This is a genomic window from Steroidobacter denitrificans, assembly GCF_001579945.1.
Classification (GTDB): Bacteria; Pseudomonadota; Gammaproteobacteria; order Steroidobacterales; family Steroidobacteraceae; genus Steroidobacter; species Steroidobacter denitrificans.
Map to the genome: position 1 here is coordinate 734393 of NZ_CP011971.1, position 15782 is coordinate 750174.

Sequence of the window (15782 nt, forward strand, 5' to 3'; positions counted from 1 at the left end):
GGCGAAGAGACGCGCGGGCGAAGAGGCGCGCAGTGTAGCGGCGCCCGTGCTCATGAGAAAGGGAAATATGCTCTATACGCCGTGCATCGGCGCATGGGCGCTTGTGCAGGGGTCAGTGCCCGGGGCCGGGTGCGCCCAGGACCTGATGCCGCGCATTGACGTGGGCGTAACGGCTCGAAAAGTGGCGTGCCAGACGCTCCACCAGATAGACGGAGCGGTGCTGGCCGCCGGTGCAGCCGATCGCGATGGTCAGATAGCTGCGATTGGTGCGAATCAGTTCCGGAATCCAATGCTCCAGAAAACCGACCACGTCCGCGAACATTCTTGCGACGATCGGATGATGTTCGAGATATTCCACGACCGCCGAATCGCGGCCCGTCAAAGGCGCCAACCCGGGTTCCCAGTAGGGATTGGGGAGGCTGCGGACGTCGAAGACGAAGTCGGCATCCGCCGGCACGCCATGGCGAAATGCAAATGATACGAACAGAATCGACATGCGCCCTTCGATACGCCCCGCCACGCGCTGTCGAATCAGCTCCCGCAAGTCATGGACGCTGGTGCGGGTCGTATCGATGATCAGATCTGCGGCATCGGCGATGGGCTCCAGAAGCACGCGCTCCTGCTCCAAGGCATCGGCCAGTCCCAGTCCGGAGCGGCTCAGCGGGTGTCGCCGCCGCGTTTCGCTGTAACGCTTGAGCAGAGCATCCTGATCGGCGCGCAGGAACAATACTTCGCAGTTCAAGCCGCTGTGCTTGAGTTCCTCGATGAGCTTCGGTACCGAGGCGATCTCGGCAGGGCGGTTGCGGGCGTCCACACCCACCGCGGTGCAGCTGTAGGTGGATTCCTGCGAACGTACAGTGTGGGAGATGAACATGGGCAGCAGACCTGCCGGGATGTTATCGATGCAGTAGTAATCCAGGTCTTCTAGCATGTGCAGTGCCACGCTCTTGCCCGAACCCGACAGACCGCTGACGATGACCAGACGCATGGAGATGTACCAAGAGTGAATGAACCGAATGAGAGGCACAGACCGCAGGTGCCGACCGGTAGGAGACAGTCGTGCCCCGTGGTGGCGTACCGCCGATCCCGGCCGGCGCCGCGGATCCGGCGTCCGCGGGTCGACAGCTCAGATCGAGCGGGCTCTCAGAGCCTCCTCCGCATGATGGTCCGAGCGTTTCTCCTTGTGTTTCTTGACGCGGCGATCGAGCTTGTCGGCCAGGGCGTCGATCGCGGCATACATATCGGCGTCGATCGCATCGGCATACACCTTGGTGCCGTTCAGAAGTATGGTCGCCTCGGCTTTATGCTGGAGTTTTTCGACCGTCAGTATGCAATGCACGTCCATGACCTGGTCTGAGTGCCTGATGACCCGGTCGAGTTTACGTTCCACATAGTCTTTCAGCGCTGGAGTGATATCGACGTGATGGCCGGTGAGGTTCAATTGCATGGCGCCTCCTGTTGACGCTATCGGACGAAAATTCGTTTGCGTTCGCTGGATGGCTGAATACCCAGCGCCTCTCGGTACTTGGCGACGGTGCGCCGCGCGACCAGTACGCCTTCCTTGGCCAGTATTGCGGCGATACGGCTGTCGGACAATGGCTTGCCGGGCTCCTCGGTCGCGACCAGCTTGCGGATCTTGGCGCGTATGGCGGTGGACGATAATTCGGTGCCGTCGCAGCCTGCCACATGGCTGGAAAAAAAATAACGGAATTCGAATACCCCTCGATGGGTGTGCATGTACTTATTGGTGGTGACGCGCGAAATCGTCGACTCATGCATCTGCACGGCCTCGGCGACGTCCTTGAGGATCATTGGCTGCATGTGTTCATCGCCATGCTCCAGGAATGCCGACTGGCGCTGCACGATGCAGCGGGCGACCTTGAGCAGCGTATCGTTGCGGATTTCCAGACTGCGAATCAGCCAGCGCGCTTCCTGAAGCTGAGTGCGCAGCATGGCATGGTCGCTGGAGCGGCCGATCAGGCTGGCGTAACTCTGGTTGACGCGGATCCGGGGCAGACTGGCAGGATTGATATCCACCGCCCAGCCTTTTTCGGTACGCCGTATGAACACGTCGGGCACGATGTATTCCGCCGGCACCGAATGCACGCTGGAACCCGGTCGAGGCCGGCAGGAGCGTACCAGCGCCAGCGCGTTTTCCAGTTCCGCTTCCGTGACCCGCAGTTGCCGGCGCAGCAGCGCATATTGTTGTTCGGCAACCTCATCGAGATACTGGGCGGCGATCAGTAGAGCAGTGTCGCGACCGGGCGTATCGGGATCCAACTGGCGCAACTGCAATTCAATACATTCACCGACCGATCGGGCGCCAACGCCAGCCGGTTCCATGGCTTGGACGACTTTCAGGATCCGTTCCAGGTCCGTCACCGACGCCATGGTCTCGGGTTGTAGATTCGCCGCGATTTCTTCCAGCGGTTCGATGAGGTAGCCATCGTCGTTGATGGCATCGATGATGGCCGCCCCGATGCGCATCTCGTACGGATCGAGCCGCGACATCTCCAACTGCCAGCTCAGGTGCTCCTGCAAGGTTTCCCCGCGCGCGGCCGAAAAATCGAGGGATTGATCGTCACCGGACCAGGAAGATTCGGCAGGACCGCTCAGCGACGAGTCGGTCCATTGGTCATTGGTATCAGCGTCGGTGAGGTCCAGTCCGAATTCATCGTCGCCGGCTTCCTGTCGCTCCTCGTGGGTGGCAGCGCCGGGTTCCGTGGGCGGCGGACTGTCGTAGGCGGTTTGGTGGGGGGGCGGGGCATCGTCGGTTTCCAGACCGCCCGATTCCTCCTCCTCCGGTTCGAGCATGACGTTGCTTTCGAGTGCTTCGCGAATCTGCGCCTGGAGTTCGAGCACCGGCAGCTGCAGCAAGCGGATGGCCTGTTGCAGCTGCGGTGTCATCGTGAGCTGCTGACCGAGTTTGAGCTGCAGGGCTGGTTTGAGCATTCGTCTCGCAACTTGGGTCGGATGGACGGATCCGGGGTGAGCGCGCTCCGTTCATCCGTCCCCATGAAAAACCGGGTGAAAAATCAGGAACGCTCAACGGAACTCTTGAAGCTGCAGATCCTGGTCAAAGACGGAAATCCTGCCCCAAGTACACCTCACGGACCTGCTGGTTTGCAAGGATATCCTCCGCAGTTCCGGCTGCGATCACGGTACCCGCGTTCACGATATAGGCGCGTCCGCAAATTCCCAATGTTTCCCGTACGTTATGATCCGTAATCAAAACCCCGATGCGGCGGGTGCTCAAATGCCGGATGATGCGCTGGATGTCCAGTACGGAAAGCGGGTCCACACCGGCGAAGGGTTCATCCAGCAGCATGAATCGCGGCTCCGCGGCAAGGGCCCGAGCGATTTCCACGCGTCGTCGCTCGCCGCCGGACAGACTCTGGCCGAGGCTGTTGCGGATGTGGCCGATATGCAGTTCTTCCAGGAGAGATTCCAGTATTTCGGTGCGTTGTGCGGCATTCAGCTCAGGACGGATTTCGAGAATCGCCCGTACATTGTCTGCCACGGTCAACTTGCGAAACACCGAGGCTTCCTGGGGGAGATAGCCTAATCCAAGGCGGGCGCGGCGATGCACCGGCAGGCGAGTGACATCCTGCTGGTCGATCAGGATCCGTCCGGCATCGCACTGGACCAGACCGACGATCATGTAGAAGGCCGTGGTCTTGCCGGCCCCATTGGGACCCAGCAGGCCGACGACCTCACCGCTTGCCACCTCGATCGACAGATCCTTGACGACCTGCCGCGAGCGATACTTCTTGTCCAGCCCTATGACGCGCAGGCTACTCATGCCGTAGTTCCGGACACGGTCCGACCGGAGTTCATCTTCTCGGGGTCTGTCTGCTCGAGGTTCGTCTGTTTAGGATCGGTCTGTTTCGAATCCGTTTGGCCGGAATCGATCGGTTCGTGGTCCAGGCGTTCCGGCAGGGGCTCGCCGGAGGGCTGATTTTCGCGCGGGCGAATGATGCCGCGGACGCGACCCGAGGAGCTGCCGTCAGGATTGATCTGTACGCGTTCGTCGTGAATGTTGTAGATCACGACGTCACCGCGAAATTCATCCTTGCCATTGCTGAACCAGACCTGGTTCGTAAGCGTCACGATGCCGGTTACGAAATCGTATTCGATCGTTCCGGCCCGGCCTCGCACCTGACTGTCTGTCGGCCCGCCGCGTTGTTCGAAGATGGCCGGTGTCCCTTGCACTCGTGCACTGGCGATTTCGCCGTTGACGACGGTTGCGCTGGCGACGTCCGATTGCAGATCAGCTGCGGCAGTGCGGACATGCACGGCATCCTGGAAGGTCCAACGGCTGTTCTGGGAGCGGAAATCCTGCGCGGTGGCTGCTTGTGCCTGGATCGACATGGGGCCCTGCTGGACGCGCACATTGCCGGACAGTTCGAGCGTATCGCTCCTGAAATCCGAGTTGAGCACGTCGGCGCTCCAGACGAAGCCGGGAGCGACCCGCGGTGCCTGAGCGGCGGCAGTGCCCATCACCACCGGCAGGGTCATCGCCGTCAGCAGCGCCATCGCCATCGGCAGCCCGCCGGCGCTGATCGGTCTACGCGCTGGTCGCAAGCGGGTTCCCGCAGCAGGCGTAAAGCTATCGTGACCCATGATCATTGCGGTTCATAGCGGCCTTTCGCGGCCTTTACACGAATTTTTTCAGTGCTTAAATCGGCAGTGAAGCTATTCACGACCATGACATGCTGCCCGAATCTCAGGTTGACGGGGGAATTCGTGCTGTAGGCGATGTTCTTGTCGGTGTCGATCGCCATCGTCTCGGTGCGCAGGAATGCGCCCTCGGTGGCATTTGCCGGCCAAAGTTCGACGTTGCCCTGCAGATTGAGCACATGCGAATCGCCCGGCATGAAGCCGCTGCGCGCGGAGAGTTTCCATTCACGATCGGGGGCCTGATAGTAATCGGCGTGCACCGCGCTCAAGAGGAAGCTGCCGTCCTGCGGCTGCTGTTCGATTCGCCGGGCGGTCAGCCGCATCTTCATCGAACCATCGACATGGGTTTCGGTGATGAGGGCATCTTGCAGATAATACCCGGGTTGCGGTGGTGCTTCGCTGCTGCTGACCGGCGCGGCGCGGCGATCGACCAAGGCTCCATAGCCGATCACCAGTGCCGCCGGCAGCGCGGCGACCAAGACCCAGCGCCAGTTCATGGAGGCCGTCCCCTGGCGTCGATGATCAGGTCGCAGACTTCGCGCACGGCGCCTTCGCCGCCGCGTGCCCTGGTGATGTAATGCGCCTGGGCGGCGACGGCAGGATGCGCATCGGCGACGCCGACCGCAAGGTGCGCCGCGGCGAACAAGGGCAGGTCGGGCACGTCATCGCCGATGCAGGCAAGCGCCTGCGGAGTGACGTTCAGGATGCCGAGAAGTTCCTGCAGCGCTCCCCCCTTGTCCTGAATGCCTTGTCGCACGTGCATGACGCCGAGTTCGCTCATGCGTCGTGCGACGGCCTCCGAGTGGCGGCCCGAGATGACTGCGACATGTATGCCCGCGCGCAGCAGCGCCACGATGCCGGCGCCGTCGCGGACGTGAAAGGACTTCATTTCCTCGCCCCGTGCGGAAAAATACAGGCGTCCATCGGTGAGCACTCCGTCGACGTCCAGCACCAGCAGGCGGATATCGCGAGCGCGGTCCGCAAGGGTGTCCATCGAAGCGGCGATATCTGCAGGCACTACATCACGCCTGCGCGCAACAGGTCATGCACATTCAATGCACCCACCAGCACGCCTCGTTCGTCGACGACCAGCAGCTGGGAGATGCGCTGGGTTTCGATCAGCCGCACCGCCTCGGCGGCCAGTACGCGGGCGGTGATCGTCCTGGGGTCGGCCGTCATCACCTCGCGCATCCGCGTGGTGCGCAGATCGGTCGGGCGGTCGAGTGTGCGGCGCAGATCGCCGTCGGTATATATGCCGAGCACTCGGCCATCCTGGTCCGCGACCGCTGTCATGCCCAGTCCCTTGCGGCTCATTTCCAGCAGGCCGTCACGCAGACTCGCTTCAGGGGCGACGACCGGCAATTCATCGCCGGAACGCATGACATCCTCGACGTGCAGCAGCAGGCGGCGGCCAAGCGCTCCGCCTGGATGGGAACGGGCGAAATCCTGTTCGCTGAAGCCGCGCGCCTCGAGTACGGCGACCGCGAGCGCATCACCCATGGCAAGTGCGGCGGTGGTACTGGCCGTGGGCGCCAGGTTATAGGGACAGGCTTCCGCCGGTACGCCGACGTCAAGCAAGGCCGTGGCGGCGCGGGCGAGCGTCGAGTGCAGCCTGCCCGTCATGGCGATCAGCGGTACGCCCAGGCGTTTGATGACGGGCAGTATGATGAGCAGTTCCGCCGTCTCGCCGGAATTCGAAATAGCGAGCACGACATCTTCGCGGGTGATCATGCCGATGTCGCCGTGACTGGCTTCGGCCGGATGCAGGAAGAACGAGGGGGTGCCGGTGCTGGCCAAGGTGGCGGCGATCTTGTTGCCGATGTGACCCGACTTGCCCATGCCGGTGACGACCACCCGGCCACGACAGCCGTGCAGCAGCCGGCAGGCAGCCACAAATGCAGTGCCAAGGCGATCCTGGAGCGCCGCCACGGCGGCGATTTCCGTTTCGAATACGCGGCGTCCCCTGGCCAGGAGTTGGTCGGTATCGAGGGGCGGCTTGGTCGTCGCGGCGTCCATGCCGGCATGATAGCGCGGCCGATGGTCCCACTGCGATCCGCGCGCAGGAACAAATGGGCTATCATGACTGGCCGTTCCCATCGTATCGATATCCTGCCCATGAATGCCGCTGCTATCCAGTCATTGATCGAAGCCGGCCTGCCCGGCGCCGAAGTCCGGGTCGCAACCCAGGACGATACTCATTTCGAAGCGCTGATCGTGGCGCCGCAATTCGCCGGCAAACGTACGATCCAGCGTCATCAGCTCGTATATGCGACGCTGGGTGAACTCATGGGGCGTGAAATTCATGCTCTGAGCATGCAGGTTCTGACCCCTGAGGAAAGGGATGCGAGGCACTCGTGAGGCCGGATTTGATACATGGATAAACTTCAGATCGGCGGTGGGACGCCGCTGGTCGGCGAGGTGCGTATCTCCGGCGCCAAGAACGCCGCCTTGCCGATTTTGGCCGGAACCTTGCTGGCACAGGATGCCGTTTCGGTAGGCAACGTACCGCATCTGCAGGATGTGACGACCATGATCGAACTGCTCGGCCGCATGGGCGTGAGCGTCACGATCGACGACAGGATGCGCGTGGAAGTCGATGCCACGACGATTCGCGAATGCGTCGCGCCTTATGAACTGGTGCGTACCATGCGAGCTTCGATCCTGGTGCTCGGTCCGCTGTTGGCGCGCTTCGGCCAGGCCGATGTATCGCTGCCGGGTGGGTGCGCGATCGGCGCGCGGCCCGTGAACATTCATGTCGACGGCCTGCGGGCGATGGGCGCCGATGTGCAGATCGAGAACGGCTATATCCGCGCGCGTGCCGGACGTTTGAAAGGCGCGCGCCTGGTCCTCGACATGGTGACGGTCACCGGCACGGAAAATCTGCTCATGGCGGCGACCCTGGCGCAGGGTGAAACCGTCATCGAGAACGCCGCGCGCGAACCGGAGGTGGTCGATCTGGCCGAATTCCTCGTTGCGATGGGCGCTCGCATCAGCGGCGCGGGCACCGACCGGATCGTCGTCGAGGGTGTGCCACGCCTGGGCGGCGCCAGCTACGATGTGCTGCCTGACCGCATCGAGGCGGGAACCTATTTGGTGGCCGGGGCGATATCTCGCGGCCATGTGCGTGTGAGAGGCGCGCGGCCGGATCATCTGGATGCCGTGCTGCTCAAGCTGCGCGAAGCCGGCGCGCATATCGAAACCGGTGATCGGTGGATCGATCTGAACATGTGCGGGCGGCGGCCGGATGCCGTCGACATACGCACGGCGCCCTATCCGGCCTTTCCCACTGACATGCAGGCACAGTTCGCCGCAATCAATACAGTCGCGCAAGGCGTGAGTGCGGTCACCGAAACCATTTTCGAGAACCGCTTCATGCATATGCTGGAAATGCGCCGGCTCGGCGCGGACATCCGTATCGAAGGCAGTACGGCGATCATCCGGGGCGTGCCGAAACTCACTGCCGCCCCGGTCATGGCAACCGATCTGCGTGCCTCGGCCAGCCTGGTGTTGGCGGGGCTGGTGGCAGAAGGCACGACGGATATTCATCGCATCTATCATATCGACCGCGGCTATGAGCGGATCGAGGAGAAACTCAAACAACTGGGAGCGGATATCCGGCGCAGCTCCGCCTGACGGCACTGGCCCGATATCGGGAATGCGGGGGTACCCGGTTGCGACGTCCCCCCGGGCCGGCGGCCCGGCTCCATGGACGATCGCTCCCGGGTTCCGGCCGGCGTTTCCGATCGATGTTTCCGGCCGGTCCAGGAGCCCGCGGACGGATCGAACGACATTCGATCCGGACTTCAAAGTGCATCTTTCGATATGTGTATAATGCGCAATTCCTTGTACATCTAAAATACACGCCGTGCCGCAGCCCTGGTTCCAGCCCCGGATCGTCCGAATCCGGCCGGCCGTCGCCGCAGGCGCTTACGGCTGCGGTATCGGCCAGGCGAAAGTGCCTGGCGATCCGGGTCTTATGGGGCGCCACGGGATCATCGGGCGCGAGGCCATCGGGCAGGATTGAATCTGCACAAGGGCGAGGCCGGGAGGGCGAGGATCCTCTCGTGAAGCATGTGGGCGGAGAGTCTGGATGAGTGAAGCTGAACAGATCGATAACAATAGGCGCCATTTCCTGGTGGCTGCCACCACTGCGGCCGGCGTGATCGGCGCAGCGTTTACGGCGGTGCCCTTTCTGGCGTCATGGAAGCCGAGCGCACGCGCACAGGCACTGGGTGCACCGGTCGAACAGGACCTCAGCAAGCTCGAACCTGGTGCGATGATCAAGGTCAGCTGGCGTGGTCAGGCCATCTTCATCGTGCATCGTACGCCGCAGATGCTGGCGGAACTGGAGAATCCCTCGCTGCTGGCGCGGCTGCGCGATCCCGACTCGAAGGCGTCCTTGCAGCCTGAGTATGCGAAAAACACCGACCGGGCGCTGAAGGGTGAATATCTGGTATTGATCGGCGTCTGCACCCATCTCGGCTGCGCTCCATTGGCCCGCTTTTCTCCGCAGGATGCTGAACTCGGCGCCGACTGGCCGGGCGGTTTCTATTGTCCCTGCCACGGCTCGAAATTCGATCTGTCCGGCCGGGTCTACAAGGACGTTCCGGCACCCACCAATTTAAGCGTACCGCCGTATCGCTTCCTCGCCGAAAACGTCGTGCAGATCGGCGTCGACGCGGAGGCCGCATAAATGAGCGCCACGATGCAGCAAAATTCGACTCGGGCCGAGGAGACGCGCATGGGCGCATTGGTGGGCTGGATCGACGCACGTTTTCCGATGACTCGCATGTGGAAGGAGCATGTGAGTGAGTATTACGCGCCGAAGAACTTCAACTTCTGGTACTACTTCGGCTCGCTGGCCCTGGTGGTGCTGGCGCTGCAGATCGTCACGGGCATCTTCCTGACGATGAATTATAAGCCTTCGGCTGCGGAGGCATTCGCCTCGGTCGAATACATCATGCGCGATGTGGAGTGGGGCTGGTTGATCCGGTATATGCATTCGACCGGCGCATCGGCATTCTTCATCATCATATATCTGCACATGTTCCGCGGCCTGATGTACGGCTCATACAAGAATCCGCGGGAGTTGGTGTGGATTTTCGGCATGCTGATCTACCTGTGCCTCATGGCCGAAGCGTTCTTCGGCTATCTGCTGCCCTGGGGTAACATGTCCTATTGGGGTGCGCAGGTGATCGTCTCGCTGTTCGGCGCGATACCGGGCATCGGCGAGTCGCTGGTCGAATGGATCCGCGGCGACTACTACATTTCGGATATCACGCTCAACCGCTTCTTCGCGCTGCATGTGATCGCGCTGCCGCTGGCGCTGGTCTTTCTGGTGATCGCGCACATCCTGGCGCTTCACGAGGTAGGCTCGAACAATCCGGACGGCGTGGAAATCAAGAAGCTCAAGGGCCCCGACGGCCATCCGGTGGATGGTATCCCGTTCCATCCATACTACACGGTCAAGGACGTGGTCGGTGTCGTCGTGTTCATGGCGCTGTTTGCGGGTATCATCTTTTTCGCGCCGGAGATGGGCGGCTACTTCCTGGAGCACGCCAACTTCGAGCCGGCGAATCCTTTACAGACCCCGGAACATATTGCTCCGGTGTGGTATTTCACGCCTTTCTACGCGATTCTGCGCGCAGTGCCCAATAAGCTCATGGGCGTCATCCTGATGGGCGCTGCGGTGCTGGCTTTCGTATTCATACCCTGGCTGGATCGCTCGAAGGTCAAGTCGATCCGTTATCGCGGATGGCTTTTCCGCGGTTTCCTGACCGCCTTCGCGATCAGCTTCATTGCTCTGGGCTATCTGGGGCTGCAACCGGCGACGCCAGGCTATACGAACGCTGCGCGGGTGTTCGGACTGATCTATTTCGCATTCTTTCTGCTGATGCCCTGGTACACCAAGATCGACCAGACCAAGCCAGTGCCGGAGCGAGTGACCTACCATGCCCATTAAGAAAAATTCGGTCCGACTCATAGCGCGACGGCTGTGCCGGACTTTGAGCCTGGTCTTGAGCGTTTCCGGCTTGGCCGTGGGGGTTGCGGGTGTCGCTCAGGCCGCTTCTGCGGGCGGTGAGTTCATCACGCCGGCGAACAACGATGTGGCGAACCTTGCATCCTTGCAGCGGGGCGCACGCAATTTCGTGAACTACTGCTCGGGCTGTCACTCGGCGAAGTATCTGCGCTACAGCCGCCTGGCCGCAGACCTCGGCTTGAGCGACGAGCAGGTGATGGGGAATCTGATCTTCACCGACGCGCGGATACACGACACGATGCGTGTCGCCATGGCACCGGACGATAGCGCGAACTGGTTCGGCGTTACGCCGCCCGATCTGTCCTTGATCACGCGCAGCCGAGGTACGGATTACGTCTATTCCTTTTTGCGCTCGTTCTATGAGGATCCCAGCCGGCCGACCGGTATGAACAACGCGGTACTGCCGGGCACGTCCATGCCGCATGTTCTGTGGGATTTACAGGGCACCCAGACGGCGGTCTATGACGGCGAGAGCGATGCTGCGCACAATACGGTGCACAAGAAGTTCAAGGGCTTCGAACTGGCGAGGGCGGGCAGTCTTTCGCCGCAGGAGTTTGATGAATTCGTCCGTGACACCGTCAATTTTCTGGACTATGCAGGCGAGCCGATGCAGTTGCAGCGCCGCAGTCTGGGCGTGCGCGTGCTAGTCTTCCTGCTGGTGTTCTTCGTGCTCGCCTACTTGCTCAAGAAGGAGTACTGGAAGGACGTCAAGTAGCGGTACGATGCTGTCGGACGCCGCTCGGAACGGATCCTTGCCATCTATCGGAGCGTACTGATGTGATGACGCTCTTTTCCAGGGCGGACGATCCTTGGAGTCACCGCACCAGGATCGTGCTGGCTGAAAAAGGGATTCATGTCGAACTGATCGATGTGAGCGGCAGCAGCTTGCCTGAAGATCTTTTCGATCTGAATCCCTACCGTACGGTGCCGACGCTGGTGGATCGAGACCTGGTGCTGTACGACTCACGGGTCATTGTCGAGTACCTGGACGAGCGTTTTCCGCATCCGCCCTTGATGCCGGTGGATCCGGTCAGTCGGGCCCAATTCAGGATGGCGCTGTATCGCATCGAGCAGGACTGGTATACGCTGGCGCAGCAAATCGACGACCCCGCGGATCGCAAGCGGGCCGAGGAAGCGCGCGAGGTGCTGCGTGACAGCGTGCTGGCCAGCGCGGATGTATTCAAAGCAAAGCCTTTTTTCCTTTCCGACGAGTTTTCCCTCGTGGACGCCACCATCGCGCCCATCCTGTGGCGCCTGGCGCATTGGCAAATCGATCTGGTACCGGAGGCGCAGGCCATTGCAAGGTACGCCAAGCGGATATTTTCGCGGCCGGCCTTTCGTCAGAGTCTCTCGGGTGCCGAGCAGCAGATGCGTTCCTGATGGGAATCGCGCGGCCCATGACCAGCAGAGCGAGCGATGACTGAAGTTCCTGTCCCATCCCGCAGACCCTACCTGCTGCGCGCCATGCATGAATGGATCAGCGACAGTCAACAGACGCCGCACATCGTCGTCGATGCCTCGGCACCAGGCGTCGAGGTGCCGCATCAGTACGTGCAGGGCGGCAAGATCATCCTGAACGTCAGTATGAATGCCACCAGTTCACTCAATTTGGGCAACGAATTCGTACTTTTTCGTGCTCGTTTCGGCGGCGTGACTCACGACATCAGCGTACCGGTCGGTGCCGTGCTGGGTATTTATGCGCGCGAAACCGGACAAGGCATGATTTTCTCGGATATCGATGCACCCCCACCTCAGCCCACCGCGCCGAGTGAGTCCCCGTCGACGTCGCCGGGGACACTTTCGGCGAACGTCCGCAGCGGCGATGCGCCCAAGCGTACACGGCCTACGCTCAAGGTCGTGAAGTAGCCGCGGGTCCGAAGATCCTCTCCCCGGCTAGGGATTCAGGCGAGTACCCTGCCACGGGCCGGCATCGAATGTGAAGGCATCCCGAGGCTGCAAGGCTCTGCGCCATTGTGCCCGGTCGTGGACTCGGCCTGGACCCTCCACCCATAACTCCAGGCAGTCGATCCATAATCGATAGCCGCCCCAATGCGGTGGCCTAGGAATCTCGGCGTCGCCGCTGCCGGGTGCAATCGTGAATCGGCGAGCTGCCTTCCGCATCTGTTGTGCAAGCGCAGCGCGCGAGGCGAGAGGCTCGCTTTGAGCGCTCGCCCAGGCGGATAGTCTGCTGTCGAGCGGCCGGGAGGCAAAGTAGCGGTCGCTTTCCAGGTCGGGCGAATGCAGTACGGGCCCTTCGATACGAACCTGCCGCCGCAGCGCGTCCCAGTGGAACACGGCTGCCGCGCGGCCTGAGGCATCGAGCTCGCGTCCTTTACGGGAATCGTAATTGGTGAAAAACACCACATAGCCCGCCGGAATTTCCAGCTGCTTGCACAACACTACGCGAGCGGCCGGCCGGCCGGCCTTGTCCATCGTGGCCAGGGTCATGGCGTCGGGGTTGAGCGAGTGGCTCGTTCCCTGCTCGATCGCCTCGTGAAACCAGTCTTTGAATATGTTCAGCGGGTCGGTGGGCAGGGGTTCAGGCAGGAATTCGTTGGTGCTCATGACGCCAGTTTACTTGTCTTTCCAATGCGTCGCGCGCCTGTTGCGGATTCAGCCGGCCTACAGAGCGGCGGTCGGGTTCGCATATGCACCCTGAACGAATCCACGCCTCGAGCCGGAAGGCGGCCGTGGGGCGACGGAAAAATAGCGCTGTTCCCGTCGAGCCGCTCGGGCGAGAATGGCCTCGTGTCCCTTATCCGCCGGACTGGCTGCCCGCATGAACCTGGAAGCATTGCGCATGCGCCTGAGTGCGCTGGATCGTCAACTCGTGTCGCTGATCGCCGAACGACAGGCATTGAGCCGCCAGGTCGCGGAGGTCAAGCGTTCGGCTGGGCGGGGGACGCGGGATTTCAAACGTGAACGCGACGTCATCATGCAGGCGCGCGAGGCCGCAACTTCGCTGGACGTCTCGCCGGCGCTCGTCGAGTCTGTCATGCGGTTGCTGATCCGCGGTTCATTGACGGCACAGGAACGTCTCCGGGTTGCAGCCGGCGGACGCGGCAACGGTCGGACCGCCCTGGTGATCGGTGGTCACGGCAAGATGGGGCGCTGGTTCAGCGACTTTCTGACTTCCCAGGGCTACGGCGTGACAGTCGCCGATCCCAATCCCGAGGCATCCAGCAATCCCCAAGCGCATGCTTATATTGCAGACTGGCGCGAGCATTCCCTGGATGTGGATCTGATCGTGGTGGCGACGCCGCTGAAGATTGCGAACGAAGTGCTTTTGGAGCTGGCACAGCGCCGTCCGCGAGGTACGATCTTCGACCTGGGTTCGCTCAAGACACCGCTGCGCCAAGGCATTCAGGCGTTGCAGTCAGCGGGCTGCCAGGCGACCTCCGTGCACCCCATGTTCGGTCCGGACACCGAATTATTGTCCGGACGCCATGTCATTTTCATCGATCTTGGCTGTCAGGCGGCGATCGATGAGGCGCAGGCATTGTTTGCTTCGACCATGGCCGAGCGGATCGTGATGTCCCTCGACGAGCATGATCGCTTGATCGCTTATGTGCTGGGCTTGTCGCACGCACTCAATATTGCTTTCTTTACCGCACTGGCCGGCAGCGGCGAGGCTGCGCCCCGCCTGGCGCAACTTTCCAGTACGACCTATGACGCGCAAGTCGAGGTGGCCGGCAAGGTGGCGGCGGAAAGTCCCGAGCTGTATTTTGAAATCCAGAGTCTCAATGACTACGGACGCGAGTCGCTGCAGGCGTTACGCGCCGCCGTAGAGCAATTGTGGAGCGCGGTGAGCACGAACGACGCGGCGCGGTTTGCCCGATTGATGCAGCGCGGCCGCGAATATCTCGCGGGGCGGGTACGGGAGGCTTGATGACGGCACGGGATCTCGAAGCCGAAATCCGCGAACTGCAGCGCCGCATTGGCGTCCTGGTCGAGGAAGCAGCGACGAACGAGCGTTTGCTCCGGCGCAATCAGGAGCGGGAACTGACCCTGCTGAAGACTGAGACTCTGGCACAGTTGATCGAAGCCATCTGCGATGGTCTGAAGGCGTCCTACGGTCTGGAGGCCGTCTCCTTGTTGTTGGTGGATCCTCAGCACGAGATCCGCCATTTGTTGATTGCGGAACAGCTGAACCTGGAGGATTTTCCCGGCCTGCTGTTCGCCGACAGCCTGATCGGCATGGCTCCGCAGTTCAATTCGTTTCACCGGCCTTGGCTGGGGCCCTACATGGGCTGTGATCATCAACTGCTGTTCTCAGGCCATGAAGGGCTGCGCAGTGTCGCCCTCATTCCTTTGGGCCGCCAGGACCGCCTGCAGGGCAGTCTGAATTTCGGCAGCGCCGACGAGAAACGATTCTCGCGCCACCTGGCGACGGATTTCCTGGCGCATCTGGGTATCATCGCCTCCGTTTCGATCGAAAGCGTGATCAACCGTGCTCGACTGGTGCGAAGCGGCCTGACCGACTACCTGACCGGTTGGTACAATCGCCGTTATCTCAATGCGCGGCTCAAGGAGGAACTGGCCCGGGCACAGCGACAAAACTCGCCGCTGGCCTGCTTGTTGATCGATTTGGATCGTTTCAAATCGATCAATGACGAGCATGGCCATCTGGTCGGCGACCTGGCTTTGCGGGAAGCAGCTCAGCGTGTCGATTCACAGATTCGCGGCAGCGATGCGGCGGCACGTTTCGGCGGTGACGAGTTCGTCGTGCTGGCGCCGGAGGCGACGATGCAGCAGGCAATGGTACTTGCCGAGCGTATTCGCCGCGCGGTATGCGAGGCACCGCTGATCGTTTCATCCGGCGCGCGTGTCGACATGACGGTATCGATCGGTGTTGCCGCGATCGTGCCATCGCGCGGGGAGCCGGATCTGAAGCTGGCCGCGCAGCGATTGCTGGCCCAGGCGGATGGGGCGCTCTACCGGGCGAAGCAGGCCGGCCGCAATCGGGTGGAAGCAGCCGGCTGCGCCGCTTGATGACTCGCGATCCGGACCGATGTTGTCGCTGGTGTCAGCGGCAAATCATGCTAAAATAGCTAATGAGATT

18 protein-coding genes are annotated in these 15782 nt (G+C 61.8%); 9 read left to right on the forward strand and 9 right to left on the reverse strand.

Annotated features, from left to right (window positions below; translation table 11 throughout):
* Positions 1–112: 112 nt before the first annotated feature.
* From rapZ to ACG33_RS03185, 8 genes are all read right to left on the reverse strand, one after another.
* Complete coding sequence (rapZ, locus tag ACG33_RS03150; RefSeq protein WP_066918627.1) at positions 113–988, reverse strand: RNase adapter RapZ; 876 nt, start codon at positions 986–988, stop codon at positions 113–115.
* A gap of 138 nt (positions 989–1126) precedes the next feature.
* Positions 1127–1447 (reverse strand): ribosome hibernation-promoting factor, HPF/YfiA family, encoded by a 321-nt coding sequence (gene hpf / locus ACG33_RS03155; RefSeq protein ID WP_066918629.1) that lies wholly within the window; start codon positions 1445–1447, stop codon positions 1127–1129.
* Between the two features lie 17 nt (positions 1448–1464).
* On the reverse strand, positions 1465–2952 hold the full coding sequence (locus ACG33_RS03160; RefSeq protein WP_066918631.1) for an RNA polymerase factor sigma-54: 1488 nt from the start codon (positions 2950–2952) through the stop codon (positions 1465–1467).
* Between the two features lie 124 nt (positions 2953–3076).
* Entirely contained in the window at positions 3077–3802 is a 726-nt protein-coding gene (gene lptB, locus ACG33_RS03165; RefSeq protein WP_066918633.1) for an LPS export ABC transporter ATP-binding protein, read from the reverse strand.
* Positions 3799–4584, reverse strand: a complete 786-nt coding sequence (locus tag ACG33_RS03170) for an LptA/OstA family protein (protein ID WP_168160002.1) — start codon at positions 4582–4584, stop codon at positions 3799–3801. The genes lptB and ACG33_RS03170 overlap by 4 nt, the downstream gene beginning before the upstream one ends.
* A 41-nt stretch (positions 4585–4625) precedes the next feature.
* Entirely contained in the window at positions 4626–5177 is a 552-nt protein-coding gene (lptC, locus tag ACG33_RS03175) for an LPS export ABC transporter periplasmic protein LptC (protein ID WP_066918637.1), read from the reverse strand.
* Positions 5174–5674, reverse strand: a complete 501-nt coding sequence (locus tag ACG33_RS03180; protein WP_066922749.1) for a KdsC family phosphatase — start codon at positions 5672–5674, stop codon at positions 5174–5176. The genes lptC and ACG33_RS03180 overlap by 4 nt, the downstream gene beginning before the upstream one ends.
* Positions 5675–5697: 23 nt before the next feature.
* Entirely contained in the window at positions 5698–6696 is a 999-nt protein-coding gene (locus ACG33_RS03185; protein WP_066918639.1) for a KpsF/GutQ family sugar-phosphate isomerase, read from the reverse strand.
* A 99-nt stretch (positions 6697–6795) separates the two neighbouring features.
* Here ACG33_RS03185 and ACG33_RS03190 point away from each other — a divergent pair, with 99 nt between their 5' ends.
* The 7 genes from ACG33_RS03190 to ACG33_RS03220 all read left to right on the forward strand — a co-directional run bounded on the left by ACG33_RS03190 (position 6796) and on the right by ACG33_RS03220 (position 12586).
* Positions 6796–7038 (forward strand): BolA family protein, encoded by a 243-nt coding sequence (locus tag ACG33_RS03190; RefSeq protein WP_066922751.1) that lies wholly within the window; start codon positions 6796–6798, stop codon positions 7036–7038.
* A 15-nt stretch (positions 7039–7053) separates the two neighbouring features.
* Positions 7054–8313: a UDP-N-acetylglucosamine 1-carboxyvinyltransferase gene (gene murA, locus ACG33_RS03195; protein WP_066918641.1), complete on the forward strand. Its 1260-nt coding sequence runs from the start codon at positions 7054–7056 to the stop codon at positions 8311–8313.
* Between the two features lie 457 nt (positions 8314–8770).
* Complete coding sequence (petA, locus tag ACG33_RS03200) at positions 8771–9373, forward strand: ubiquinol-cytochrome c reductase iron-sulfur subunit (protein WP_066918643.1); 603 nt, start codon at positions 8771–8773, stop codon at positions 9371–9373.
* Between the two features lie 48 nt (positions 9374–9421).
* Positions 9422–10642, forward strand: a complete 1221-nt coding sequence (locus ACG33_RS03205) for a cytochrome b (protein ID WP_066922753.1) — start codon at positions 9422–9424, stop codon at positions 10640–10642.
* Between the two features lie 49 nt (positions 10643–10691).
* Complete coding sequence (locus tag ACG33_RS03210) at positions 10692–11435, forward strand: cytochrome c1 (RefSeq protein WP_066922755.1); 744 nt, start codon at positions 10692–10694, stop codon at positions 11433–11435.
* Between the two features lie 65 nt (positions 11436–11500).
* Complete coding sequence (locus ACG33_RS03215; protein ID WP_066918645.1) at positions 11501–12100, forward strand: glutathione S-transferase N-terminal domain-containing protein; 600 nt, start codon at positions 11501–11503, stop codon at positions 12098–12100.
* A gap of 36 nt (positions 12101–12136) precedes the next feature.
* Positions 12137–12586 carry a ClpXP protease specificity-enhancing factor gene (locus tag ACG33_RS03220; protein ID WP_083536395.1) on the forward strand — a complete coding sequence of 150 codons (450 nt, stop codon included), beginning with the start codon at positions 12137–12139 and terminating at the stop codon, positions 12584–12586.
* A 27-nt stretch (positions 12587–12613) separates the two neighbouring features.
* On the opposite strand, the gene pdxH is transcribed toward ACG33_RS03220, so the two are convergent.
* Entirely contained in the window at positions 12614–13285 is a 672-nt protein-coding gene (gene pdxH, locus ACG33_RS03225) for a pyridoxamine 5'-phosphate oxidase (RefSeq protein WP_083536396.1), read from the reverse strand.
* 214 nt (positions 13286–13499) lie between these two features.
* On the opposite strand from pdxH, the gene ACG33_RS03230 reads away from it, so the two are divergent.
* Positions 13500–14609, forward strand: coding sequence for a prephenate dehydrogenase/arogenate dehydrogenase family protein (locus ACG33_RS03230; protein WP_066918647.1), 1110 nt, complete (start codon positions 13500–13502; stop codon positions 14607–14609).
* Positions 14609–15712 (forward strand): GGDEF domain-containing protein, encoded by a 1104-nt coding sequence (locus ACG33_RS03235; RefSeq protein WP_066918649.1) that lies wholly within the window; start codon positions 14609–14611, stop codon positions 15710–15712. Before ACG33_RS03230 ends, ACG33_RS03235 begins: the two co-directional genes overlap by 1 nt.
* Positions 15713–15782 lie beyond the last annotated feature (70 nt).